28 protein-coding genes are annotated in these 24,923 nt (G+C 38.1%); 10 read left to right on the forward strand and 18 right to left on the reverse strand.

Going from position 1 to position 24,923, the window contains the following annotated elements:
- A partial coding sequence (locus FKZ43_RS09075) for a hypothetical protein (protein WP_140945571.1) occupies nt 1–333 on the reverse strand: 333 nt, incomplete at its 3' end.
- Nucleotides 334–590: 257 nt separating this feature from the next.
- On the opposite strand from FKZ43_RS09075, the gene FKZ43_RS09080 reads away from it, so the two are divergent.
- From FKZ43_RS09080 to FKZ43_RS09100, 5 genes are read left to right on the forward strand one after another with little or no spacing between them, the layout of a single operon-like run.
- Nucleotides 591–2,690, forward strand: a complete 2,100-nt coding sequence (locus tag FKZ43_RS09080) for a peptidylprolyl isomerase (RefSeq protein ID WP_181180322.1) — start codon at nt 591–593, stop codon at nt 2,688–2,690.
- An 18-nt stretch (nt 2,691–2,708) separates the two neighbouring features.
- A complete protein-coding gene (locus FKZ43_RS09085; protein WP_140945573.1) occupies nt 2,709–3,410 on the forward strand; it encodes a hypothetical protein in 702 nt (233 codons plus the stop codon).
- Between the two features lie 46 nt (nt 3,411–3,456).
- Nucleotides 3,457–3,621: a hypothetical protein gene (locus tag FKZ43_RS09090; RefSeq protein WP_235894733.1), complete on the forward strand. Its 165-nt coding sequence runs from the start codon at nt 3,457–3,459 to the stop codon at nt 3,619–3,621.
- 3 nt (nt 3,622–3,624) lie between these two features.
- Nucleotides 3,625–3,885, forward strand: a complete 261-nt coding sequence (locus FKZ43_RS09095) for a hypothetical protein (RefSeq protein ID WP_140945575.1) — start codon at nt 3,625–3,627, stop codon at nt 3,883–3,885.
- Between the two features lie 3 nt (nt 3,886–3,888).
- Nucleotides 3,889–4,200, forward strand: a complete 312-nt coding sequence (locus FKZ43_RS09100; RefSeq protein ID WP_140945576.1) for an MTH1187 family thiamine-binding protein — start codon at nt 3,889–3,891, stop codon at nt 4,198–4,200.
- Here FKZ43_RS09100 and FKZ43_RS09105 read toward each other — a convergent pair.
- Entirely contained in the window at nt 4,197–4,445 is a 249-nt protein-coding gene (locus tag FKZ43_RS09105; protein WP_140945577.1) for a DUF3098 domain-containing protein, read from the reverse strand. The genes FKZ43_RS09100 and FKZ43_RS09105 overlap by 4 nt on opposite strands.
- A gap of 67 nt (nt 4,446–4,512) precedes the next feature.
- Between FKZ43_RS09105 and FKZ43_RS09110 the strand changes: the two genes are divergently transcribed.
- Nucleotides 4,513–5,034, forward strand: coding sequence for a hypothetical protein (locus FKZ43_RS09110; protein ID WP_140945578.1), 522 nt, complete (start codon nt 4,513–4,515; stop codon nt 5,032–5,034).
- Between the two features lie 9 nt (nt 5,035–5,043).
- Nucleotides 5,044–7,194 carry a TonB-dependent receptor gene (locus tag FKZ43_RS09115; protein ID WP_140945579.1) on the forward strand — a complete coding sequence of 717 codons (2,151 nt, stop codon included), beginning with the start codon at nt 5,044–5,046 and terminating at the stop codon, nt 7,192–7,194.
- Here FKZ43_RS09115 and FKZ43_RS09120 read toward each other — a convergent pair.
- Genes FKZ43_RS09120 through FKZ43_RS09180 form a run of 13 tightly spaced genes read right to left on the reverse strand, consistent with a single transcriptional unit; the run spans nt 7,174 to nt 19,544 of the window.
- Nucleotides 7,174–7,734: a biotin transporter BioY gene (locus FKZ43_RS09120; RefSeq protein ID WP_140945580.1), complete on the reverse strand. Its 561-nt coding sequence runs from the start codon at nt 7,732–7,734 to the stop codon at nt 7,174–7,176. The two genes, FKZ43_RS09115 and FKZ43_RS09120, sit on opposite strands and share 21 nt — an antisense overlap.
- A 21-nt stretch (nt 7,735–7,755) precedes the next feature.
- Complete coding sequence (locus FKZ43_RS09125; protein ID WP_140945581.1) at nt 7,756–8,601, reverse strand: alpha/beta hydrolase family protein; 846 nt, start codon at nt 8,599–8,601, stop codon at nt 7,756–7,758.
- Nucleotides 8,602–8,610: 9 nt separating this feature from the next.
- Entirely contained in the window at nt 8,611–10,704 is a 2,094-nt protein-coding gene (locus FKZ43_RS09130) for a BatA domain-containing protein (RefSeq protein WP_140945582.1), read from the reverse strand.
- Nucleotides 10,704–11,585, reverse strand: a complete 882-nt coding sequence (sdaAA, locus tag FKZ43_RS09135) for an L-serine ammonia-lyase, iron-sulfur-dependent, subunit alpha (protein WP_140945583.1) — start codon at nt 11,583–11,585, stop codon at nt 10,704–10,706. The genes FKZ43_RS09130 and sdaAA overlap by 1 nt, the downstream gene beginning before the upstream one ends.
- A 20-nt stretch (nt 11,586–11,605) precedes the next feature.
- Entirely contained in the window at nt 11,606–12,268 is a 663-nt protein-coding gene (sdaAB, locus tag FKZ43_RS09140) for an L-serine ammonia-lyase, iron-sulfur-dependent subunit beta (protein WP_140945584.1), read from the reverse strand.
- Nucleotide 12,269: 1 nt separating this feature from the next.
- A complete protein-coding gene (locus FKZ43_RS09145; protein ID WP_140945585.1) occupies nt 12,270–13,670 on the reverse strand; it encodes a TatD family hydrolase in 1,401 nt (466 codons plus the stop codon).
- Between the two features lie 15 nt (nt 13,671–13,685).
- A complete protein-coding gene (locus FKZ43_RS09150) occupies nt 13,686–14,267 on the reverse strand; it encodes a TrmH family RNA methyltransferase (RefSeq protein WP_235894734.1) in 582 nt (193 codons plus the stop codon).
- Complete coding sequence (locus tag FKZ43_RS09155; protein ID WP_140945586.1) at nt 14,264–15,151, reverse strand: EamA family transporter; 888 nt, start codon at nt 15,149–15,151, stop codon at nt 14,264–14,266. The genes FKZ43_RS09150 and FKZ43_RS09155 overlap by 4 nt, the downstream gene beginning before the upstream one ends.
- Nucleotides 15,148–15,675 (reverse strand): hypothetical protein, encoded by a 528-nt coding sequence (locus FKZ43_RS09160; protein WP_140945587.1) that lies wholly within the window; start codon nt 15,673–15,675, stop codon nt 15,148–15,150. Before FKZ43_RS09160 ends, FKZ43_RS09155 begins: the two co-directional genes overlap by 4 nt.
- Before the next feature lie 9 nt (nt 15,676–15,684).
- Complete coding sequence (locus FKZ43_RS09165; RefSeq protein ID WP_140945588.1) at nt 15,685–17,376, reverse strand: phospholipase D-like domain-containing protein; 1,692 nt, start codon at nt 17,374–17,376, stop codon at nt 15,685–15,687.
- A gap of 22 nt (nt 17,377–17,398) precedes the next feature.
- The gene (locus tag FKZ43_RS09170; protein WP_140945589.1) at nt 17,399–18,190 is read right to left on the reverse strand and encodes an SDR family oxidoreductase; all 792 of its coding nucleotides are present in this window, start codon (nt 18,188–18,190) and stop codon (nt 17,399–17,401) included.
- 8 nt (nt 18,191–18,198) lie between these two features.
- Entirely contained in the window at nt 18,199–18,915 is a 717-nt protein-coding gene (locus FKZ43_RS09175) for a tetratricopeptide repeat protein (protein ID WP_140945590.1), read from the reverse strand.
- Between the two features lie 26 nt (nt 18,916–18,941).
- Nucleotides 18,942–19,544 carry a MarC family protein gene (locus tag FKZ43_RS09180; protein ID WP_140945591.1) on the reverse strand — a complete coding sequence of 201 codons (603 nt, stop codon included), beginning with the start codon at nt 19,542–19,544 and terminating at the stop codon, nt 18,942–18,944.
- 114 nt (nt 19,545–19,658) lie between these two features.
- On the opposite strand from FKZ43_RS09180, the gene nadA reads away from it, so the two are divergent.
- From nadA to FKZ43_RS09195, 3 genes are all read left to right on the forward strand, one after another.
- Nucleotides 19,659–20,603 carry a quinolinate synthase NadA gene (nadA, locus tag FKZ43_RS09185; protein WP_140945592.1) on the forward strand — a complete coding sequence of 315 codons (945 nt, stop codon included), beginning with the start codon at nt 19,659–19,661 and terminating at the stop codon, nt 20,601–20,603.
- A 22-nt stretch (nt 20,604–20,625) separates the two neighbouring features.
- Complete coding sequence (locus FKZ43_RS09190; RefSeq protein WP_140945593.1) at nt 20,626–21,411, forward strand: hypothetical protein; 786 nt, start codon at nt 20,626–20,628, stop codon at nt 21,409–21,411.
- Nucleotides 21,412–21,478: 67 nt separating this feature from the next.
- A complete protein-coding gene (locus FKZ43_RS09195) occupies nt 21,479–22,057 on the forward strand; it encodes a heavy-metal-associated domain-containing protein (RefSeq protein ID WP_140945594.1) in 579 nt (192 codons plus the stop codon).
- Nucleotides 22,058–22,092: 35 nt separating this feature from the next.
- Here FKZ43_RS09195 and FKZ43_RS09200 read toward each other — a convergent pair whose 3' ends face one another.
- The 3 genes from FKZ43_RS09200 to FKZ43_RS09210 all read right to left on the reverse strand — a co-directional run bounded on the left by FKZ43_RS09200 (nt 22,093) and on the right by FKZ43_RS09210 (nt 24,919).
- Nucleotides 22,093–23,457 (reverse strand): GWxTD domain-containing protein, encoded by a 1,365-nt coding sequence (locus FKZ43_RS09200; RefSeq protein WP_140945595.1) that lies wholly within the window; start codon nt 23,455–23,457, stop codon nt 22,093–22,095.
- 109 nt (nt 23,458–23,566) lie between these two features.
- Complete coding sequence (locus tag FKZ43_RS09205; protein ID WP_140945596.1) at nt 23,567–24,172, reverse strand: thioredoxin family protein; 606 nt, start codon at nt 24,170–24,172, stop codon at nt 23,567–23,569.
- Between the two features lie 9 nt (nt 24,173–24,181).
- Nucleotides 24,182–24,919: a protein-disulfide reductase DsbD domain-containing protein gene (locus FKZ43_RS09210; RefSeq protein ID WP_181180323.1), complete on the reverse strand. Its 738-nt coding sequence runs from the start codon at nt 24,917–24,919 to the stop codon at nt 24,182–24,184.
- Nucleotides 24,920–24,923 lie beyond the last annotated feature (4 nt).

The following is a 24,923-nucleotide window of genomic DNA, read 5'->3' on the forward strand; positions in this document are numbered from 1 at the left end:
AGTTGCCCAATTTACAAGCTTTAAATGAGGGTAGTCAGCAAGGTCGTCTTTTGAAAATGAAATTTTGAGATAGTTATATCTTCTTCCTTGAGGGAAAGCGATTGTGAGCTTTCTCCCGGGGTTTTCGTAAAGTGATTTCAATGTTTGATATTGACTTTTGATTTTTTCAGCAATTGTTCTTTCATCTCCCTCAAGGACGAGGTCGGGTTTGGGTTCTCTTTCACTTGTGGATGAGATTGTGTTTGCGCATGAATTTAAAATTGAAGAAAGGAATGGGGAAAGGGGTAAAAGGGCAGCGATTTTGATGAATTTTCTTCTGTTGATTTGACCCATTTTAAAAAATAAATTTTGTTTTCCCTCACCAAGGGAAAAAACTTGAATAGTATGGAAAAAGTTCCAGAGGTGATGAATTGGATTTCCCCATAAAATCAACTTTAAAGCAATTTTATATCTTGAACGACTGTCACAACTTTTTCAAAAAAACGGGAAAGTTAAGATGTGGATGGTTTAATTGATTTTTAAGCGCTTTTGGTTTAAATTTACAAAAAATTCAAAACCAAATTTGAGGTGAAAGACGCACCATGCCTATAATGGCTAAAATGAGAGACAATCTACCGGCAATTTTGTTATCTCTTGTCATACTTTTTCTTTTGACGATTGTCCTTGACTGGGGAATGGACATAACGGGAAGACACCACCGCGAAAGTTTCAGGGAACCAATAGGGATTGTCAATGGCGAGGAGATAACCTATCAAGAGTTTAACCAAGCCCTTGAAATGGAAATTGAAAACTTTAAACAAAGAACGGGAAATGACCCGGACGAATTCATGATTGAACAAATAAGAAATCAGGTCTGGGAACAACTCATAAACAGAAAACTCATTGAACAAGAAATAAAGAAACTTGGTATAACTGTCACAGATGATGAAATAACGGATTGGGTTCTCAATTCCCCAGAGACACTGCCTGAACCTGTGAAAAGAAACTTTGTTGATTCAACAGGAAACATTGATAGAGTGCTTCTTGAAAGGGCTCTTAAAGCGACATCGCCTCAGGCGAGGCAATTTTGGATAGAGGTTGAAAAATTCCTCAAAGCGCAAAGGTTAACTGAAAAACTTCAAAGCCGTCTCCTCGCAAGTGTTCGTGTAAGTGAGGGGGAAATAAAGGAGAGATTTGAAAAGCAAAATATACGATACGAAATAAAATACATCTCCCTTGACCCAAATAGGTTCGCAAAGGAAATAACTGAACCAACGGAAGAGGAAATAAGGGAATACTACAGGAATTACCAAAGCGATTTTAGAATACAGGAAACAAGACGATTAAAATATGTGCTCTTCTCGGACGCGCCTTCCTCTGAGGACTCCGCTTCAGTTATCAGAGAGCTTGAAAATTTTAAACAACAAGCACTTCAAGGGGCTGATTTCATTGAACTGGTCAAAAATTACTCCGAACTTCCATATACCGATGCATTTTTCAAACACGGTGAACTGCCAGCGGAAATTGAAAACGAGATATGGGATAAAAAGGTCGGTGAAATAGTTGGACCTTTAAAACTTAGCGATGGATTCCATCTTGTAAAGATAATTGACGAGCGGAAGGGAAGCGATGTTTTTGTCCGTGCAAGCCATATACTTGTCCCAATAGGTCGCGATTCCGCACAGGCATATAAACTCGCCAGGGAAATACTCGACCTTGCTAAAAAAGGCGAGGACTTCGCTAAACTTGCGGGAACATTTTCAACCGACCAGGCATCAGCTAGAAGAGGAGGAGACCTTGGATGGTTTGGGAAAGGCAAGATGGTTAAAGAATTTGAAGACGCTTGCTTTAAATCAAAGCCCGGGGAAATCGTCGGACCAGTTAGAACACAATATGGTCTTCACATAATCAAAGTCATCGCAAAAGATAACAGAGAGTTAAAAGTTGCCAATCTAAAATTAAGCGTAAGGGCGAGTTCAGAAACGATAGAATCCCAGAGAAAACGAGCCCAGGATTTCAGTCACACCGTAAGCGGTAAAAATTTCGTCCAGGAAGCAACATCTCTGGGTCTTGATGTAAAAACAACACCTCCATTTACAAAGGATTCACCGATCCCGGGAATCGGGATGAATAAATCAATTTCTGACTGGGCTTTCTCAAACAAAGTTGGAAGCGTAAGCCCCGTTTTCAAAATTAGAGGTGGATTTGCTGTGTTCACCGTCGCAGAGATAAAAGAAGGTGGAATCAGACCTCTTGAAGAGGTAAAAGAGGCGATAAAAGTGAGAATACGAAGGGAAAAACTTCAAAATAAATCATATGATTACCTCGCAAATCTCAGAAAGAAACTAAATGAAGCTGAAGGTCTTGATGGAATAACACGCCTTGATTCAACGCTTGAGGTCAAGACCGCCTCCGGCTTTACACTCTCGGGCGGTATCCCTGGCATAGGAACCGATGAAAATGTCTTCGGTAAGTTAATTGACTTAAAGATAAATCAAATTTCAGAGCCGATAAAAGGGAATTCAAATGTTTATATAATTCAACTCGTAAACAAAACTCCTTTTGATACAACGCTTTACAAGTCGCAATATGAATCATTGAAAGAGCAAATTTACAACGAGAAGAGGAATTTGCTATTTTTCACTTGGCTTGACAACCTAAAAAAGAATGCGAAAATCGTTGATAACAGGGCACTTTACTTTGAGCAGTGAACAAAACCATTTTTGAATATGACTTATAAAAATTTAATTTTTGCCCTTTTTCTCTCTTTAAACGCCCTGTTCGCTCAGTCGGAGAGAGAAATTGGCGCAAGTTTCAATTATATCCTATCAGCCAATGTCTTCCCGAACATAATATCAAGTGATGCTGGTGTTCGTAATTTATCTAACGAGATTAACAGTTGGTTTGGAATTTCAGCAGATTTAAGACATCGGATAAAAAATGGTTACTTTCTCGGTGCCTCTTTTGAAATCGTGAACAAAAAGGTTGACGGCTTCCTTACACAGACGATTTCAAATCGCCTCGTTAAAATCCCAGTTGAAGACAGATATAAAATTTACATCGCTGAGTTAAGCGCATTTTTCGTGGCACCTTTCAGCTCAGAGAAATGGGAAGTTTATATCGGTGGTGGTGTTGGAGCATACAAAGGGAATTTCACAAAAAGAATTCACGACATTGAAAGTGAAATGTTCAAATCACCCATCAGCATTGGCATTCAAGTGATGTCAGGCATAAAAAGGAACTTTTCAAAAAATCTCGGCTTAAGAGCTGAAATCAAATTCCGTGACCCAATCGTTGATGTAGAAAGTCAATTTAAAAGCAACATTATAAATTACAACGGCTACATCATCTCCGTTGATCCAACGCCTTTCAAAACAAGAGTGAACTTTGATACTATAACTTTCGTCTTGGGTATCGTCTACTCTTTTTAAAATACAAAAAATTAACGCTATGACGACCTACGCCGAACAGAAAAAAATGATTGAAGAATTACAAAGAATTTCATACCGACTCAAAGGGAAAGACAAATATGATTTTGAAATGTTTCTGAAAAGACATAAAGATGATGAAGACCTTGACTCTCTTTCAATGAAGCGACTTCGTGAAATTTACGAGAAGTATGTAATTAAAAAAGAAGGGTAAAATATGGTCGGTCTGATCGGTATCGCGGTCATCGTTTTGATAGTTATCTTTTCAATTTTCTACGGATATGGCTTGTTCTTGAAAAGAGAAAACATAGGAAACCTCTCGGGATCAAGGGCGAAATGTACGATTTGCGGAAAAACATTTGAAAAGGAAGAAATGGTTGAAAGGGCAATTGGCATTGAAAAGCTTTATTACTTTTGTGGGGAATGTATCAATGCCTTACACATAGATTACCTAAATAAGAAAACAAACAAAGGTTAATCTATGCTTTTGTGTGAATTCAGCATGACCCCGATAGGTCAAGGTGAAAGCGTGAGCAAATATGTGGCAAGATGCGTTGATATCGTTGACAAAAGCGGACTTGAATACAAATTGACACCGATGGGGACTATAATTGAGGGGGAATGGGACGATGTCTTCAACACGATAAAAAAATGTTTTGAAGCCTTAAAAGAGGACTGCAACAGGGTCTCAATAACAATCAAAGTTGACTACAGAAAGGGAAGAGTCGGAGCTCTTGAAAGCAAAATTAAAAGCGTTGAAGAAAAACTCGGAAGAAGCGTCAAAAAGGGTTAATTTTCCCCATTCTTAAACTTTTTCAAAATGGCATATGGTATGATTATAACATAAGCGATGAAAAGAAGTATTGGAGCAAGGGTGACCGCTATGAAACTATCAACTTCACCAACAGCCATTAAATAAAAGCCGATAAAAATTGTGATTACGCCAATGATAAGGACAATGAAATTTTTCTTTGAAAATGGGATTTCATGTTTTTGAAAAGTAGCTCTTCTTTTCTCTTTTTCCTTTGGTTTAGCCATCTGTTCTCCTATAATTTTGTTAGCCGGTTTACAGCAAAGATAAAAAAACAAAACAAGTTTTGCAAAAATGAAGCGATTTGCGCTGATAATTTTAATTTTGCTCTTTCAAAGTTGCGATCACGGATTAAAGCCAACCGAGGTTGAATTACCCCCAACGGCAGAAAAACCGGGTTTTGGCGGAACTGTTTTTTTCAAAGGGACATGGCCTGATACAATTTACGATTTAAGGGTTGTATCTTTCAGAAATTACCCACCACAAGGTATTTTAAATGAAGTTCTGCAAGGAAAAGCAAAATATAGCGAGTCATTGCCGCGAAAGGTTGATTCAACAAAATATGAAGTTCAAGCTGACACTGGAAGATGGGAATATATCGTCGTAGCTCTTCAATACGGGACGAACATACTTTCGGATTGGAAAGCCATCGGCGTTTATGACACGACAAAGCAGGATACAATACCAACGCCAATTTACATCCCGCCAGGGAAATTCATAAGGGGTATAGACATAACTTGCGACTTTGACAATCCACCACCCCAACCATTCAAGCTGAGCGAGATAATAGGTTTTTTGATTGCAAAACAAAAATAAATTTTCCCTATGAAAATTTTTATACTTTCGCTTTTAATTTTCGTTCAATCATTTTCTCAGCAGGTGAGGAAGGAAACCGGGACATTAACTGGTTTAGTTGTTGATGCTGAGACAGGTCAACCTATTTTCGGTGTAAATGTAATAATTATGAATACTTTTCTTGGTTCCGCTACCAATCATGAGGGCAAATTCACGATTAAAAATATTCCACCTGGAAAATATAAGCTCCGTTTCTCAGCTATCGGATATGAGACAAAACTAATTGATTTGACGATGAACCCGGGCGAGGAGATTGATTTAAAAATTTCCATTAAGCCGACAGCTTATGCTGTTGAGCCAGTTTTGGTAACGGCGACGAGAAGAGAACAAAGGTTAAGCGAGGTCCCGGTCAGTTCAACCGTCGTTGAATCCGATATAATCTCAACAAGGAACAACTTGCAAATTGACGATGTGTTAAGGTATGTTTCAGGTGTCAATATGATTCAATATCAAGTTAACATCCGCGGTTCAAGTGGCTATAGTCGTGGGACGGGGACAAGAGTTTTACTGCTCTTTGATGGTGCGCCATTTTTGACAGGTGATGCTGGAGAAATAATTTGGGAGGCGATACCAGTTTGGCAAATTGAAAGAATTGAGGTTATAAAAGGCGCTGGCTCGGCTTTATATGGCTCAAACGCCATCGGTGGAGTGATAAATGTGATAACAAAAGAAACAAGTCAAGAGAAATCCATCAGATTTAGAACATATCTCGGCGTCTATGATAAACCTTACTATCAACAATGGAGATGGAGCCCAAGATATAGGTTTTATTACGGCGGTTTCACATCTTTTAATGGGACAATTGGAAAAATTGGAACCTTAATCCACCTTCAAAGAAGCATTGATGAGGGATATAAACAAAATCAAAACTATCACCGCTGGAATCTTTTCTCAAAGTTCAAGTATAACATTTCCCCATATTCAAACGTAAACTTGATTTTCAACTACATCAGACAAAAAAACGAGACATTCTTCTATTGGAAAAATTTGAGCAACGCTTTAATCCCGCGAGATGAAGACATAGGAGCAATGGTAAGCTCCGAGAGGTTTAACATCTCCGCTCAATATAAGGAAATTTTAACTTCAAAATTCTTTTACATTGTAAGGGCAAGTTTTTTCAGGAACAAATGGTCGGATAACGGCACACCGCAAAACAAAAGCACCGCTGGCTTGACAAACTTTGAAACACAATTTAATTATCAACCTAATGAAAGACATCTTCTAATTTTTGGAGCCGATGGTTCAATAAACATTGTAAAATCAACGCTTTTCCGCAGTAGAAACTCCCATTCAATCGCGCTTTACATCCAAGATGAATTCAAATCATCGGAAAAGTTAAATCTCACATTTGGTTTAAGAGGTGACCTATATAAACTTGACACACTAAAATACACGGGTCAAATCAATCCGAAATTTAGCGCCGTTTATAAGTTGACCCAAACTTCAAACTTAAGATTATCGTTTGGAACTGGCTTTAGAGCGCCCGCGATAAGTGAAGCATTTACAAGCACAACAGCAGCAGGTGTGACCGTTAAACCAAATCCATCGCTCAAACCAGAAAGAGCAATCTCATTTGAAACCGGCTTAAGGTTTATTCATCTTTTTGCTATGATTGACCTTGCCGTCTTCTGGAATCATTACTGGAATTTGATTGAGCCCGTCTTTGATGTTGATGGGAAAATTTTCTTCAAAAATGTAACAGAGGCGAGAATACAAGGGCTTGAAATCAGCGCAAATTTATTCCCTCTAAGCCCCGTTAATTTGTCGCTCGGTTATACTTACCTCTTCCCCTGGGATTTAAGCGAAAAAGCTATACTTAGATACAGACCAAAACATATTTTCTACGCAAACGCAAATGCCGGATATAAACTTTTCACCATCGGTGCAGATTTCAGATTTATAAGCAAGTACGAAAGGATTGATGAACTTTTGAAAATAATTGTGCCAGATGCGGAAGAAAGAGTTCCAATTTATGTCGTTGATGCAAGGGTCGGCTTCAATTTCAGCAAGTTAAAAATCTTGTTCAATATCAACAATCTGCTTCAATACAACTATGTTGAAATAGTTGGGAATCTTGCGCCGATTAGAAATCTCAATTTATCAATTGAGTATGAACTTTGACTTAAATGCTTTATAAATTGAAACCGCTGCGAAAAGTTTGACTGCGTCCCAAAATGTGAAGATCAAGAAGCCAGATTTTATCGCTTCTTTAAAGTTATGTATCAAGACGAAATTTAAATGTAAAGTTCCGATCGCAAAAATTACCAACAATCCAACTGTCATTGAAAAAGCAACCCACAGGGATGAATCTCTAAACTTCAAAAGATGCCCAACAACAAATGCTGATATCGGGAAGGCAAGAAGATAACCTCCTGTTGGTCCAATAAGTTTAGAAATTCCAGCCACTGGTCCAGCAAAAACAGGTAAACCAGCTGAACCAAGCGCAAGATATAAAATCTGACTCAAAGCCCCAAGATAAGGTCCAAGAAAAGCACCGCTTAACAAAACGAACAATGTTTGCAGAGTATATGGAACTGGTTGAGTTGGTATTTCAATTTTAGCCCCAATGAAAGTTAATCCCACAAATGCAACCACCCAAAGTGTCCTCGTTAAAGAGTTAATCTTTGACTGATCAAGTGAAATCGCTCTTATCTGCCTCATCTCAAAATAATTTTTTTGTTTTCAATCAAAATTTTTCAAAATACCCTTAAAAAATTCAACTGACTCTTTAATAGCCATTTCAAGTTGAACGCTCGTGTTAGTGAATGGATGCTTAGTATTGAAAAAGTGATTTGCCTTTGGGATCAAGACAAACTTTGAAAACTTTGGATTCGCATCTCTAAGTCGCTGGGCTTCAATTAAAGGGACGATTACATCAGCCGTCCCGTGTATAATTAAAGCTGGGATTTTCAACTTTGAAAAAGCATCCACTATCTCATATCTTTCCTTATTTTTTTCAAAGTCATCAAAGATGATCTTATCTATTCTAACTTTAATCGGGGAGTCAGGAACTTTGACAAAAATATAGCCATTTTTCTCCATTTCTTCAACTTGATGTTTGCTGTATCTTCTAAAAGTTGATATTGAAGCCCAAAGACAAAGAGCACCGACTCTATCGTCTTCAACTGATTTAATAATTGAAATACCACCACCCCCAGAATGACCCATCAAAAATAAATGACCATTGCTTAAAACTTTGAAACCTTCCCCACTGGCATAGTCAATCACAGCGGTTAAGTCCTCAAGTTGTTTTGATACCGTATTTTTGGCAAGTTTTTCAAAGTCAGTTATCTTCTTCGGATTTTCACTTATCCCGTTATGAGAAAAATTAAACCTTACGAAAACGAAACCGGCTTCGGCGAATTTGTCCGCCACATATGGGATAAAACCCCAGTCCTTGAAACCAAGGAAACCATGTGAATAAATGACAACAGGTGCCGGGAGAAATTCCTTAACAAAATGAACATCAGCAGTTATCCTGTCTCCCGATGAGTTGTAAATTGTCAAACTTTGCATTTCCACTTTCATTTTCTATACTTACATTTTTCTTGAAATTATGCTCTCAATGAGAAAAGTTAAAAGAGATAGCGCAAGGAAAAATTTCCATAATTCAACCCCATACCTTGCCCTTAAAATTTCGTTTGCAATTTCTCTCTCATCCCCGGGCGTTAAAAATCTATATTGCCCAACGCCTAATCTTTTCATAAGCTTCTCAATTTCTGCTTCTGTGATTTTCTCATAAACAGATTCATCCTTCGGTGGATTAAAAGCAATCTTGATCAATTTACCATTTATCTTGCTTGGAACATTTTCGGAGACCGAATAAACGCCGGGTATTGTCGCATAAGATAAACTCAATCGCGCATCGCTCAACTTAAAAGCAAAATCACTCCCGTCGGGACGATTAAGTTTAAGTTCCCGTGGATTTCCCCCGAAAAATTTAACTACTTGATATTGCGGTACTTCAACTGTGTCACCAATTGAATATTCCGGCTTCAAATTTATTGAATTTGATAGATACAAAACGGATTGTAAAACGAGGGGAATGAAAATACTTTTATAGGGCAGATTTGAAAATTTATCATTCGGCTCGGTTGTGTAAATTAAAATTCTCCCATTGCCCTCGGCTCTTTCAGCAAGGAATGGAGTTCCATCACCAAGCTCTATTATACTCGTCAATCCATAGGTCGTCTTAAACTTAACATATTCAATTATCTCTGGAGAATCAATTTCCCTCGGTTTTTCCACGAAGACGCCCTCAAAAATTGGATTGTTATACTCAACCCTTGAGAAAAACATCTTCTGTTTTACAATTCCCTCAATTTCAGGTAAACCGAAAATTGAATTGAAATTTTGATTCATCAATTTAACATCAAGTTTTGATCCGAGAAATATAACCAATCCCCCACCGTTTAAGACGAAACTTTTCAATTTCACCGCACTTTGACGATCAATATAATTTGGGTTCACAACGAAAACGACATCAAAATTTGAAAAGTTGACCCCGGATTGAAGCGTTGCCTCGGTGATTTTGAAAAATGCACCTTTAAACATCTCTTTAATCGTTGAAAAAGCAATCCGAAGAAACTTCAAGTCATCGGAACTTCCAACAAGTAAAATCCTTATTCCATTTGGGATATAAAGAGTGAAATACCTTCTATTGTCAAAGTTAAAATTGTCATCTTCAATTTCAACAAATCCATCAACAAAGCCATTTATCTCTTCTGTTATGATGTTGAAATCAACTGTCTTTGATGATTTCCCCTTCAAATTTACGCTCTTTTGAGCGACCCTTCTTCCATTTAAAAAAACGCTGACAACACAATTTTCAACATCGGAATCACCGTGATTCGTGACATTTGCTTCAAGAGTGAGCGTTCGCCCCGTGAAAATTATCCTATTTTTAATTTCAACTTTATCAATAGAGAGATTTCCTTTGGTGAAATTACCGACATTGACAAGAAAAACCTTTACATCTGGCGATAACTTGAACTCCTTTTTTATTTCCGAGGCGAATTCACTTTTTTGAAAGTCCGAAATAATGTAAATCTCACGGTTCAAATTCCTTGAATTTTCAATTACGCTACCAGCGAGGGCGATTGCATCGGTAATTTTTTTGTGAGAATAAACAAAGCTCGTTTCCTCAATCAATTTCTTCAAGTAACCAACATCGTGAATGAAACCATCACTTGAAACATCCGGCATATCAGAAAGTCGTATTAAAGCAAACTCATCGGATTCATTTAACAAACTCGCAATTCCATTTGCTATTGACTTTGCTTGATTGATGAACTTGCCGTTTTCATCAACCGAAGCCATGCTCAAGGTGTTATCAAGAATTATAACGACGCTACTTCTTGCCTGTCCCGAAGGTATCGGCTTGAAGAGATAACCCTTGATCACAGGTCTTGCAAAAGCAAGGACAAGGAAAACAATCCCCAACATACGAAGCATCAGGAGGATCAACTGCTTTATCTTTAACGATCTTATCCTTGAAAGTTGAAGCTCTTTTAAAAACTTAACTGAGCTGAACTCCACTGTCTTTAATCTTCTCAGGTTCAACAGGTGAATTAAAATTGGTATCGCAGAAAATAAAAGTGCGAACAAGAAAGTCGGATTTAAAAAGGTCATTACTTCCCTATGTCAATTTGATATAGAAACCTTCTTTGTATTTCCCTTGCGGTTTTGGTGTTAGCGAGACCTCCTTGTGCGGTTTCTTTAAGCTTTGGTGACATAAGTTCTGCGACCTCATTCATAGCAAGTATGACTTCATCAAGCGGTATAACTGATTCAACACCAGACAGAGCGATTTGAGCGGATGTGAAAGCATTCGCTACGCCGACTGCGTTTCGGAAAATACAAGGTATCTCAACAAGCCCCGCTATTGGGTCACATACAAGACCCATCGCACTTTGAATTGCGAAACAAGCTGCGCTTTCAATCTGTTTGTTGTTCCCACCAAGAAGATAAACTATGGCTGAAGCTCCCATCGCAGCTGCGCTTCCAGTTTCACCCATACATCCAGCTTCTGAACCAGCAACAGAAGCATTTTTAACTATCAAAAGCCCTATAGCGGATGCGACCAGTAAACCTTCAATTGCTTTATCTTCATTTATACCGTGTTCTTCCATCATTGTGCTTATAACGGCAGGCATAATCCCAGATGAACCAGCCGTTGGAGCAGCTGCGATTCTTCCCATACAAGCGTTCACTTCACTGACAGCCATAGCCTTAGCTATCGCTTTTTTAAAGTTAACGGTTAAAACATCTATTCCAGCATTGAAAACCTTTTTAGCATAGTTATTCAGCATCCCGCTCGGTGATTTAACATCGCGCGTTAAACCATTCTCCACTGATTCAAGCATGACATGTAAAATTTTCCTCACCCCATCAATAATCTGTTCCCTCGTTTTACCCGTCTTTCTAATCTCATACTCAATCATAACCCCTGGAATTGTTGTGTTCAACTGACGACAGTACCTTAAAATATCTTCAAATGTATTTATCTCCATGACAAACCCAAAGTTTTGTTTTAAACTATCGGCTCAACGAGCCGTACATAATGAACCCAGCTAAAAGAAGAAATTTTTTGAAGGACTTCATTTGGGACTTCCTGATCAACTTCAATGACCATGTTTGCGAGTTTTTCTTCCCTTGAAACGAACATGTTCGCGATGTTTATATTTTTCTCGGCAATGGCTCCGCTTATATGTGCAATGCTACCGGGAATGTCATCAGCAATTATCACGATTGTGTGGGTCATAACTGAAAAACTAACTTTGAATCCTTCAATTTCAACCACCTCAATTCTTCCGCCCCCGAGTGAAGAACCGACCATTTCAATTTTATTTCCATCTTTATCAAAAAGTTTTATCCTTGCTGAGTTTGGATGTAATTTTGGTGCCTTCATTATGAGTTTAAACTCATATTTTAACCCTTTTTCCTTTGCCATCTCAAGCGAATTTCTCAATCTTTCATCGTCGGGTCTCATCCCAAGGATTCCACCAACTATAGCTCTATCTGTCCCGTGCCCTTTGTATGTCCTCGCGAATGAATTGTAAAGCGTTATCTCCGCCTTGACAGGTTCCGTCCCAAGCAATTGCCTTGCTATAAGACCAAGCTTTGCTGCCCCTGCAGTGTGCGAACTTGACGGTCCTATCATCACAGGTCCAAGTATGTCAAAAATGCTCGGCATATTAAAATAAGGGTCTAAATCTAAATTTCACTCCAATTTCCTCCTCAACAAATTTCCTATGCCTTTCAACATCAATGCCATCAACTCCAACAATTGTCATCGTTGTTTCAATTCCATATTTTTTGCACTCTTTCGCAAAATCAATCATCGCCTTGTAATATCTTTCACCGTCTATATTCATCAAGCGACCATATTCAACTGGGTCCATTGAGTTTAAACTTATTGATACCGAATCAATCAAACCAACAAGTTCGGGGACGATATTTCTCTTGTTGATTACATTGCCGTGACCATCTGTATCAAGGCGTGTCCTTCCACCGCGTTCTTTCACATATTTTGCTACTTCCTTTATAACATCAAGTCGTATTGTGGGCTCACCATAACCGACAAAAACAACCTCATCATATTTGCTCGGATCACCTATCTCCTTAATCAATTCCTCTGCGCTCGGTTCACGATCTATTTTAAGCGAATAACCCTTAACTATCGCCTCCCCCTTCCTGTCACAGAAGATACAGTCAGCGTTACATCTCAAAGTCAAATTAAGATAAAGTGAGTTCTTGATTTTATATACTATCTTCGGCTCGGGTTTCTCCCCGATTCTGAAAAGACGATACACATTGAAACTTGTCGTTCTTTCAATATCTTCAAGCGTAAAACCTTGAATCTGCGCTATCTTCTCGGCTACAAACTTAACATACATTGGCTCATTTCTCTTACCGCGAAATGGTTGAGGAGCCAAAAAAGGAGAATCGGTCTCAACAAGTAAATGTTCAGGTTGAATCTCCTTGACGACTTTAACGACATCCCCAGCATTTTTAAAAGTTACAACACCAGATATTGAAATGTAAAATCCAAGATTTATAGCCCTCCACGCATCCCGCACACTACCACTGTAAGTATGGAAGACGCCCCGAGGCGGTGGAAGCTTCCCATCAGCCAACTTTCCAAAACCCGTCCATTTATCATCAATCTCGGATTCAAGAACTTCAAAAATCTCTTTATGCGATTCCCTATTATGAATTATCACTGGCAAATTTCGCCTTTTTGCTATCTTTATTTGCTTCCTGAAAATATCAATTTGAACTTCCTTTGGTGAAAAATTATAATGAAAATCAAGCCCTATCTCTCCAATTGCTACAACCTTTGGGTGATAGCTTAACTCCTCTATCTTTTCAAGCGACTTCTCATCCGCTTTTGATGCATCGTGAGGATGAAAACCAACACCAGCGTAAACGAAGTCATATTTTTCGGCAAGCTCAATCGCCTTAACACTTGTTTCAAGATCTGTGCCAGGGCAAATTATATATTTAACCCCTGCATCAAGCGCTCTTTTCAAAACCTCATCGCGGTCAGAATCGTAACTGTCCCAATAAATATGTGCGTGTGTGTCAATCAGCATTTAAAGCTCCCAAATTTATTTTTCAAGCCACTCAAGGAAAACTTTATCAAAAAGTTCGGGATTTAATTTAACCTTATCGTAATGTCCCGAAATTAATCTCTGTCTCAATGCCTCATATAAAGTCACAGCACAGGCAACTGAAACATTTAAACTTTGAACCATTCCAAACATTGGAATCATGAAAATTCCATCCGCTTTCTGGCTTGCTTCATCAGAGACGCCACGATGTTCATTCCCAAAAACAAAAGCGACTTTTTGAGTGAGGTCAAGTTCATAAAGCGATTTTGAACCTTCAACGAGCTTCGTCGCATAAATTTTAAATCCTTCATCTCTCAAAGTATTATAACAATCATCAATGCTTTTAAAATTTCTTCTGTAAACCCATTTCATCGTTCCAGCACTTGACTTTTTACCTATGTCGGGAAATTGTTCAATCGTATAAACGAGATTTATCATAAAGACGCCGACAGCATCACATGTCCTTATAATTGCGCTTACATTGTGAGGGTCGTGAATGTTCTCAACCACAACCGTCAAATCATCTTGCCTATGCGATAGGACATATTTTATCCTTTCAATTCTTCGCTCAGTTCTCAAGTTTCATCCCTTTTAATTTGTAACAAAGCAACTGCTGAAATGACAAAAATCGCGCCGATCAATTGAATCAAGGATAATTTTTCCTCAACTATGACCCAAGCGGAAATTATCGCTACAACAGGTTCAAGCGTACTTGTGATTATGGCGGATGAGGGTTGAACGAACTTTAATCCTGTGAAATAGAAAAAATACGGGATTAAAACGGAAATCATAGCGAAAATAAAGAAAACAAGCCAATCCGAAAGTGAAAAATCCGAATTTAAAATTTTCCAGGGCGGATTAAACATAAGCCAGAAAATCCCAGCGAACATCAAAGAAAATGTCAAACTCCCCCAGACATTATGTCCTTGCCCGACTTTTTTACCATACACATTGAAAAACGCCCAACATAGAGCCGATCCAACACCACTTATCAAACCGATTTTGCTCAAGTTCAAAAATTGGACATCAAAGATGCGGACGACAAATGCACATCCCAAAAGCGATAAAAACATCGCCAACAACTTTATCGGAGTAATTCCTTCGCTCTTGCTCAAAACGCCATACAGCACAACAAGCACAGGCGCTGTGTATTGCATGATTATCGCAGTTGCGACATTTATCTCGTTCAATGTGAAATAATAAGTGAAATTTGAACCGGCAATTCCAATAACCCCAAGCAATGCAAACCGTAAAATATCTCTTTTCGGGACTTTGAGATTTTCCCTTTTAAAAATGGAAAGGAAAATAAACAAAACGACGAATGAAAGCGTTGATCTCATCTGAACAAGGGTCAAAAGATCAACATTGTGCTTAAACAAAAACTTTGCAAATGTCGCTGAAAATCCCCAAAATAAAGTAGCCATAATTATGCTCATATAACCAAGTAGATTCCCAGACCTCAACTTTCTCTGGACTTTTGTTCATAATATCTCGCCATTTCCTCATTCCCGATGGCTCTATGAAGCAAACACAAGCGTTGAAAAATCGGTTTAGGAACCCTTACATATTTCAATCCCTCAGTTAAAAATTCAATCAATGTCTCGGCGGGTGGAATATTAAGATCCGGGTCATAGCAATCAGCAGCATCAAGATAGGGGTCTAATTCATCTGGTTTTACTTGTGATGCCCTTTTGTAATACCGCAGAGCTCCTTCGTAATTATCAAACTTTGAATGAACGACTTCAAACACGCTTGCAAGCCACATATAAACATCATATGCAATTGAAGGGAATTCATTTGCTATTTTTTCCCCGAACATCGCAATTGCCTCAGCTGATAAAGAATTGTTCCAGAAAAGCAACCTGTAAAGTTCAATATCTTCAATCCTTTGCCTTATCGCCTCCTCAACCGCATCAAAAATCTCATTGAAATCCTCAGAGTTGATAAAGCGATTTCGTATTTCTTCGTAAGATAAATTTTTTTCCATCAAAAGGGTCTATTTTATCAAGACCATTTTTTTCGCCTGGACAAAATTTCCATCTCGGCTGAAAAATTCAAGCCGATAGAAATAAACTCCAGAACTTAAATTAACGCTATCAAATTTTAATTTCAACTGATATCTGCCTTTTCTTTGAAAATCATTAGCAGCGATTAAAACCTCTCGCCCAAGAAGGTCAAATACCCTTAACCTTACAAAACCATCAGAGGGAATTGCATAACTTATATTTGTTTCCATATTGAAAGGGTTGGGATAATTCTGAGATAGCTCAAAATCTAAATCCTGCTCGTCTCTCAATAAGGCGAAGGTTATCAAACTTGACCCCCCGTTTTGTTTATACCTTGCAACAAACTCCTGAAGGTAAAGATTTACAACAAGTGTATCCCAAATTATTATGATGTTTTCATCATTTGAACTTTCAGCGCTATTGCTCCAGTTATATGAGCCAGTTATCAAAATCGGTTCAGAATAAATATGCGTCGGATCAATAAGACAATACTTGTGATGAAATTGAGCTGACCTATCGGTATCAATTAAAACTTCTGAAAAAGAGCTCAAAAAACTATATTGACTCCCCTGATCTGTGTTATTATCCAGTATCCCTTTAACTATAACGCCGTTATCGGATCTACTCTTCAAAGTTGAGGCAAGGTCATTTCTGGTAAATGTAAGAAGCGCATAAAAAATTGATTTATCTGCCGTTAAAAGCACTCTATTAATTTTTGAGGCGATTTTATCGCTTGGGCTGAAATAAACCTCAACCCTCTTACCTTTTATATTGAAGACATGTGGTGTATTATCGGTTTTATTTATCCCAAATTTTGCATTCGCTACATTTGGAGTGTCACCGTAGCCACCCCACATCTCTTCAAATTCCCTTGTAAAGGCGCCAGCAAGCGCTCTGTCTTGAATTTCAATCACATTTTGAAAATCATTATAAGTCCCTTGAACTGTTGCGTTCCACGAACCAGTCCAAACCCAATCATCAGCCCAACTTGAACTGTCCCGATAATCAAAAACTGCAAATTTATTATGCATTATTCCACCGCTATAACGGCTTGCAAGAACTGGGATGCCAGCATTTATGAGGTCTCTAACAGGAGCGTTATTAATTTTTGAGCTGTCAATTATAAATCTTATCTTCACCCCCCTTGATTTCGCACTTATCAACGCATTTGCAATTTCCCTGCCAACCCTGCCCTGTGTGTCTGTGCTTAAATTGTAAAAACAGATGTCAATTGAATACCTCGCCTGGTTTATCCGTTGAATTAACTTGTCTTTTAAATTAACATCACCTTGCGCCTTCATCCAAATGCCAACCGTCGTATCAACGCTTTTATTGAAATAAACATTGATTTGTCCCGTTGATCTTGAGTCAGAAGAGGTTGAAGATATAAAAGCCACGGAGTCGCTAATGACGCCATAAGAAGCTAACTGAACATAATAAATCGTTGCTGGCTCAAGCCCAGTTATTCTAACCTCGTGAAATTTTGTTTTCACCGTGTCAACAAATTCTCCGATCTCATACATCGGCGTTTTCCCTATTTTAACCCTTGAATCGGAAAGGGAAAATGTCTGCCAGGCGAAAACAATTTGAACTGAATCAACATATTTCTCATAAGGTGGGTCTTTTAATATCTGTGCCTGAAGATTATAAACCAGAAGGGTTAGAAAAATTAATCTACACATTCACGCTCAAATTTTATTTTGCTCAATAAGTCCCCTTTATCCATCCACCATCAACTGGGATTGTCGCTCCGGTTATATAACTTGCTTTCTCAGAGGCGAGGAAAACAACAAGGTTTGCAAGTTCCTCCGGATCAGCTAATCTACCAAGCGGGATATCCTTCGCAAGCTCATTTTTTACTTCCTCAAAACTTCTGCCTGTGCTTTTAGCGTTTTGTTCAATCACAAACTTAACTCTGTCCGTCAATGTATATCCGGGGGCAACATTGTTAATCAAAATGTTATACTTTGCAAGTTGAAGAGCGAGCGTCTTAGCAAGACCAACGACTGACATACGAATTGAATTTGACAAAATCAATTCATCTATCGGCTGTTTAACTGTAACCGATGTTATATTTATTATCCTTCCCCATTTCTGATTTTTCATAAAAGGTAAAACTTCCCTTATCAATCTAACCGTGCTCATGAAGTTCAATTTGAACGCGTTTTCCCAGTCGTCATCTGTGAAGTTCTCAAAATACCCAGCCGGGGGTCCTCCAGCGTTCGTCACAAGTATATGAACTGTGCCGAAATTTTTGATCGTCTCCTCAACAAGATTTTTTATATCATTTGGATTGGTCACATCTGCCTTAACAGCAAGGACATCGTTATTTGAATTATTTTTAATCTCATCTTTTGCTTTTTCAAGTTCAACTTCGTTTCTTGCACAAATCACGACTTTGGCACCTTCACGAGAAAGACCAAGGGCACATGCCTTCCCAAGCCCTTTACTTGAAGCGGTTACTATGGCGACTTTTCCCTCAAGCCCAAGTTCCATTTGCCAGTTTAAAATTTTATTTTTATTGACTTGAAAAATTGTATCTTCTCCTTGTCTGTCATCCTTTTCAATTTATCCGAGCTTTTTGCTACTTCATTATTCCAAGTGCTTATTATCTTACGCAGAACTTTTTTGTACTCATTTTCCGAATCAAATTTGTCTTTGCCTTTTTGCTTGAGATACTCATCAATTTTAATATCGCTGAAACGTATAAAATCAAAAATGGGGATTGGGCTTTTAACTTTCTTTACTTTCCCAGAATCAATTTTTTTGAGATAGTATTTCGCCCTTCTGTTTTTGGGATAAATTTTAAGCGCTTTTTTCCACGACTTTATCGCATCCTCATACATGCCAAGCTTATAAAAGGTCTCGCCAAGTGCTGTATAAGCATCGGATGTCCAATTTTTCTCCTTCGGGAGATAGTTTTCTATCGCCTTGTAAAATTCCTCAATCGCCTTGATATAATCTCCCCTTTCATAATGAAGCAAACCAATATGGTAATGCGTATCGGGATAGTCAGGGTCTAACTTTAAAGATTTCTTCAAAACGGACATCGCTTTGTCAAAATCCCCTTTAAGACGATAAGCAATTGCTAAAAGATTATAAGCCTCTATATCGTTAGGGTTGTCTTGAATTAATGACTCTATAAATCTTATCGCCCCGGGGATATCCCCACTGTCAAGTTTTTTCTCTATAACGCTGAGGATATAATCTCTGTTAAGCATTGAGATTTCTTCCTGAAAAGTTTATTTTAATTGTTGCTTAAAATTTCAACCAAGCCAACTCTTATCATCATAACTGCGATCGCAGCTAAAAAAAGCGACGCAACTTTTGCAAAAGCTCTTGAACCTGCATTTCCAAGAATTTTTATGACATAACCAGAATTTGCAAACACAATCAAAACCAGTATTAAATTAATAAAAATTGAAAACATAGTCAAAAATATCCCGTATGTATCAACTAGAAGAAGTATTGTCGTCAAAGCAGCAGGACCGATTATCAAGGGAGTGCCAATTGGAACAACACCGATAGATGTCTCTTTTCTCTTTCTTTCCTCAGTTGAAAACAGAAGGTCTGAAACAGCAAGGACAAGAAGTATAATTCCACCACCTATTCTAAAATCAGTTATAGTTATACCGAGAAATGTAAAGATGGGTCTGCCAGCTAAGGCGAAAATAACCGCAACAACGAGAGCGGTAAGCGTTGACTCAACCGCCAATTTTTTCCTTTGCCTGTCGCTCATCCCTTCGGTCAAAGATATGAAAATTGGGAGAATACCGAGGACATCAATAGCAACAAAAAGTGGCACAAAGGAAAGCAAAAATTTTGTCCATAGGGGGGTGACTGCGAACATCAAAATTGAGATTTTGTTTTTAAGATTACCCCTTAAAAATACAATGCGATGACCTAAATTTGCAAATTGATTTTTTTTAAATTAAATTCGGAAAAACAAAAGTAACTGGGAAGGATGGCTGGAGTTTTAGAAACAACGGTTGAACTTGAGGAGGAAATTTTGAGGTTAAAAAAGGAACTAAACGCCGTTATCCTTGCCCACTATTACCAAGAATCTGAAATACAAGACCTCGCCGATTACGTTGGGGATAGCCTTGAACTTTCAAGACGAGCTAAGGAAACAAATGCCGATGTGATTGTCTTCGCTGGGGTATATTTCATGGCTGAAACGGCTAAAATTTTAAATCCCGATAGAAAAGTCCTCATCCCAGATGTTGAAGCCGGGTGTTCCCTGGCGGACAATTGTCCAGCCGATCTTTTCAAAGCCTGGAGAGAAGCACACCCGGACCATATAGCGGTCACTTATATAAATTCCTCCGCCGAGGTCAAAGCCCTAAGCGATATAATTGTCACATCAAGCAACGCAGAAAAAATCATAAGGCAAATCCCAGAAGACAAGCCGATACTATTTGCCCCAGACAGAAACCTCGGTAAATACTTAATGAAGAAAACAGGCAGAAAAATGGTCCTTTGGCAGGGAACTTGTATAGTTCACGAGACATTCAGCGAAAGAAAAATTCTTGAACTTAAACTTCAATATCCTGAGGCAAAGGTAATAGCACATCCTGAATGTGAAGACCCAGTCCTTGAAAAAGCTGACTTCATTGGTTCAACAAGCGCACTTTTAAGATATGTCCAATCAAGTCAAGATAAGGTCTTTATAGTTGCAACCGAGCCGGGGATAATCCATCAAATGAAAAAATCTTGTCCAGATAAAATTTTTATCTCAGCCCCCTCCGATTCTGGATGCGCTTGTAATGAATGCCCGTATATGAAGAAAAATACGCTTGAAAAACTCTACCTTTGCATGAAAAATCAACAACCCGAGGTAACTCTCCCACAAGAGATAATTGAAAAAGCACTTATCCCACTAGAAAGAATGTTTGAAATGAGCAAATAAATTTTTTAAGCAGAAGGGGGAAATGAAACCATATCCTCAAAGAACATTGCGAAATCTCGTAAATCTCTTGAAATATCATCTAAATGTAAATTTTGAAGTCCCAATCCCAAAAATAATCCTCGCAAAATCAGCCCTTGAATACGCAAGTTTATATCAATTCGGTCACCCCGATAAAAAACATTGGCTCAAAACAGCGACATATGTAAAAGAGATTAACTCAGAGGCAAGCTCATTTTACAACAATGCGGATAAATCAATCGTCATAAGAGATTACACTTTGATTGACGGAGAGGAACATCTGATACCTGAATACGTCCCAATCCCAATTGACATAATTTTGCACGAACTGATACATCACATCCAATATCTTACAGGTGGAACTGGAAGCTGGGCAATTTTTTATGAGGGATGGACAGAGATAATGATAAACCTATTAACAGGGGATTACCTTGACAGATCGTATAGGAAAGAGACGGCAATTTCATTTTCACTTGCGGTTGCATTTTCTGGAAGCGAGATAAACGCAATAAACACGATAAGACGCTACCACACGCACACAAAGAAAAATTTTTATGTTCTCAGTCTAATAAGAAAAAGTAAAATTTTATCTGGCTTAGGACTTAAACCGAAAAAATTCCTTGACATGCTTGATGAAACGCTTGACATAAATCAATTTGACTTCCTCGCCGAAAAAATTAAGATTTACAGCTTTTCCGCCTATAGAAATGCAATTGAGAAATTAAGAAAAACATTGCTCGTAAATCATATTGAGGTCTTCCCAAAAAGAAACGAGATTTACAATTTTTGAAACCTCATTACTACAATCTCTGTTTTTAAAATTGACATCTTTCAAAAATAAAATTTGGAGAAACGCTATGAAGATAATGACTTTCTTTCTCACCATACTTTTCGCCCTATCAATTTCGGCATCTGCTCAGGAAGGGGTTAAAACAGCAAAAATCACTGTCAAGGGAATATCATGTGATAATTGCTTAGACGAAGTGAAGGAGGCGCTTGTCAATGTTAAAGGCGTCAGCTCTGTTGAATTTGAGAAAACGGATTTCAAGAATCATCTTGGTATTGTCAAGGTAAGCTATAACCCCAAGCAAGTAAACCAAGACAAACTTGCCGAAGCAATAAATGAAGCAGGATTTGAAACAAATTTACAGACCGAGAAGAAAACAGAAAAAGTTGAGGGAACTGTAACGAAGATAAACGTAAAAGGAATTGAATGCGGTGGATGTGCTAAAAGCGTTGAGAACTCCTTGAAAAAGGTTGACGGTGTGAAAAGCGTTGAATTTGAGAAGAAAGATTATAAGAAAAAGGTTGGCGTTGTTAAAGTAGTTTATGATCCAGAAAGAGTAAAAGTTAAAGACCTTGAAGATGCTATCCTAAAGGTTGGATTTGAGGCAAATAACAGGAAGCCAGAGAAAAAACATGAGATGAAACATTAAAAAAACAGGGGCACCGAAAGGTGCCCCTTTTAATTTTAATTTGGCGCTATCTGCAAGCGCCAATTATCATCCCTTATCTCGTTGCGCTTGGTTGAATGAACAAGGATATAATCAGAAAATCCCGACTTATCAACGAAGACAAATTCAACCCCACCCTCAATGTTGTGGTAATACCATATCTCATACGGCTTACTGTCAATTTCATTTGGATGCCTTTCGTATTCATCAGGCGGACCATACATTATATAAACCCTGCCCCTATCAGTTCTCCATCCCTCTTTATTCCCGACGCTGAAATGCCGATTGGCATACTCAACCCGCTTAAAGTATTCAACTTTTAGCTCGTTTATAGGTGTTGTCTTATCTGGGTCACGCTTTCCCCAAAATTCAGCCAAAAACTTTCGCTTTGCCTCTTCACCTTTAAGCTGTTTATATCTGTTAACCTCCTCCTGTGTTGCTATATATCTTGCTATAGCAAATTCCTTGTCCAGCTCCTGTTCAGACATCCCAGCATACTCAGAGGCGATGTCATAGCCACCATAAATTTGAAATGAGTCAGCAACAACGACATTCGGGTTGTAAATGTAAAACCTTTTTGAAGAACTTACACCTTTATTTTCAACCGTGTCAATGGCGATAAGGACAAAGCGATATGTCCCGGTTGGTAAATTCGCTAAGTTAACAGTTCCAACTTCAACCACAGCATTTGCTTGTGTCTTTACACGAATTTTTCTCCCACTTTTAACTATGCTTCCAAGCGAATTATAAATCCTCCACTCAACAACATATTTGTCATGAGCTATAACATTGACATTGTAAATTTCAGAATAATAATAAAGCACAGGCAAACCGAGACCATAGATCAAACTCGGGTTGGGTATAACTTCAAATGTGTTTTTGTAAAATATGCTCTCACGATTATCGGATGGATAAATACTTGAACAAAATTGAACATCGCTTAACCATAGTTTATCCGAAGGGATTTCATTTATTACCGCTCGGACCACAACACTATCAGATCTTGAAAGATTGTTCAAATCCCGAGCTATAACTATAAATTGATATTTCCCCGGCTCCACAAGAAAGGCAGTAGCACCGATTAAATTTTTGTTCGGGTCAATCTTTGCGGTGTCTTCAATCTCAATTGGTATCTTCCACGCCTTTCCTTGAATTATCGTGTCCCTTTGAACATCCTTAACGAGAACTTGGATAACTATACCACCTTTGAAACCACTCTCATACTTGACAAACTCAAGTTGTTTATGCTGAAAGGAATAATAAACCTCAACATAGCTGTGACTTTGGTCATACTTAAAAGATGCATAATCCACATTTAACCTTAGATGGTCTTGCCCCAAAAGTTGTGAGGCAAAAAATAGGAAAAATAAAATTCTCCACATGGCTTTGAAATGATATTTTTTCTTTCCGATTTATTTTAATCAAAAAATGCGAAAATATCAAACCCACTCAAAAACAAAAAAGCCCCGCATTCGCGGGGCAATCGGATTCTCAATTCTCAGCATACTTAACAGAACATCCATACGGTTTTGAAACCTGAACGCTCACAGGTTTTCCATTTAAAATTTCATTCAAAGCATTCCTGACATAATTTACTTTCTCTTTCTTCTCACCTCTGGGGTCATCGTCAATCGCTCCATTATAAATGAGCTTTCCATCTTTACTAATTATAAACATATGTGGCGTCGTCTTGGCATCAAACAATTTCCCAACTTTTCCGTCCGGGTCAAGCAAATATGCAGTATAAACTGCTCCCCATTCTTTGTAAATTTTCTCAAGCTCCTTCGCATCGCGATAATCCCTGTGCTTCGGATTAGTTGAATTGATTATAATCCAAACAACGCCTTTCTCTGTGAATTCCTTTTGAACGCTTTGCATAATCTTCTCTCTATAAACACGCTGAACAAACGGACAATTTGGATTAGTCCATTCAAGTACAACAATTTTGCCTTTGAAATCAGAAAGTTTAACGACCTTGCCATTTAAATCATTCAAGCTGAAATCTGGGACAACACTCCCAATTTCAACTTTATCTCCGAAAGAGACCGTAAGAAAAGGAAAAATTAACGAAAATCCAAATATTTTTAGTATCGTCATTTTATCCTCTCAATTTGTTTTTGTTAAATCAAGTTTTACTTCATAACCTTTACCATTTAAGACGAGCACCCCACTTAAAAAGTTCACTCTATCACCTTGACTTGTAGGCGTAACCGAAACCTCAAGAATCCCATCTTTAACTTTGATGCTTTTAAAATCAATCAAAAACTTGTCCATCTGCTCAGGATAAAAATCAACGATTTTTGTCGCAAGGGAACCGCCAAACTTGACCCTGACAATATCACTTTTTCCTTTTCGCTCAACCTTCAAGCTTTCAATTTTCAAGCCAGATTTTTCAAATGGTTGTGGGAGCATTTTAGCATACTTTTCAATTTTAGAACGCCACTGATTATTTGCTTTTATAACTTTCAATTGAACACTTGCTCTCCCGGGTACGCAACTTTCACTGCACACAACCCAACTTACCTTCGCTTTGACAAGGTTTTCAATTTTAAATTTATCTCTTGATGTAACCTCAACAGGTATTATCAAAACAACTTCATTAAAATAGCCATATGATATAACATTTTCATGGTCAATCTTCTGGGGCAACGGGAACAAAATATTTCCAGCTTTAAGCGACGATGGCAAATTTAACTCAACACTTGGTGCTAACCCTGCGTCCCCGGGATTTTTCCAGTATATATACCAACCTGGCTTTATAGAAAAACGAACACCAAGATTAAACCTATCTGAAACGCCATCATAATCAGATATAAGCTCAACATTGACGATTTTTTCGCCCAATGAT

It is taken from the genome of Candidatus Thermokryptus mobilis, from assembly GCF_900070205.1.
Classification (GTDB): domain Bacteria; phylum Bacteroidota; class Ignavibacteria; order Kryptoniales; family Kryptoniaceae; genus Kryptonium; species Kryptonium mobile.